The organism is Nonomuraea sp. NPDC003201 (genome assembly GCF_053590415.1).
In genome coordinates, this window is the sequence record NZ_JBSFTC010000498.1 from 4,633 (window position 1) to 5,512 (window position 880).

The window sequence follows — 880 nt, forward strand, 5'->3', positions numbered from 1 at the left end:
AACAAGTGCCTGGACGTCAACGGCACCGCCAACGGCACCAAGATGCGCATCTGGACCTGCAACGGAGGAACCAACCAGCGCTGGACCCGCGTCTGAGGCCAACCGTCCCCACCCTCGCGCGGCCCCGATCGGGGGCCGCGCGAGCCACAGGGGCTCAGCGATCAACGAGTGGCCGTGGTCACGAGACCACGGTGTTGTGGCGCAGCTGTTCGGCACACCACCGGAAGTGCCCGTCCTCGTCTAGAAGCCGAAGTCCAGGACGGCGACGGGCCGGCCGGCGGCGTCGGTGTGGATGTTGGGCGGCACGAGGTCACCGTGGATCGCTGTGACAGGAGCATCGGGAAGCGACCGAAGGGCGTCCAGCGTGCGCTCGACCCCCGGGCTGAAGTCCGGCACACGCACAGCCAGCGCGGAGCCGTGCCGGGCCGCGGCTCGAACGACCAGGGCCGCGAGCGCGTCCTGGAAGCGGTCGTGCCCCTGCCACAGCGGACGGTCGTCGCCTTAGATCAGCAGCTGTACCGGCCCAACCAGGCGTTTTCGAGGTGCGCGGTCAGCGGCTTCGCCGGGCCAGGCCGGCCAGCAGCTCCTTGACCTCGGTCGCCTCGTAGCGGTCGCGGTCGAGGGGGCCGATGATCAGCGGGCCGTCGTCGGGGCTGTCGGGCAGGCGGCCGTGGCTGCCCCGGACCGGCGCCGGGTCGAGCGGCACCACCGGCATCGTGTAGCGGAAGCCCAGTTTCTTCTTGGCCAGCGCCGTGGCGGCGCGGAGCTTGACGAACGGGTCACGCGGGTTCATGAACAGCTCGGCGGGGTCGTAGCCGGGTTTGCGGTGGATGTCCACGAGCCTGGCGAAATCGGGGGCGCGGTCGTCGGAGAGCCAGTA

1 protein-coding gene and 1 pseudogene are annotated in these 880 nt (G+C 70.6%); both read right to left on the reverse strand.

The window, feature by feature from the left end; all coding sequences use genetic code 11:
- Positions 1–240: 240 nt before the first annotated feature.
- Positions 241–486, reverse strand: a complete 246-nt coding sequence (locus ACWDX9_RS58965; RefSeq protein ID WP_449972312.1) for a phosphotransferase — start codon at positions 484–486, stop codon at positions 241–243.
- A gap of 64 nt (positions 487–550) precedes the next feature.
- Positions 551–880, reverse strand: a pseudogene (locus ACWDX9_RS58970) (alkaline phosphatase family protein); the annotation flags it as partial.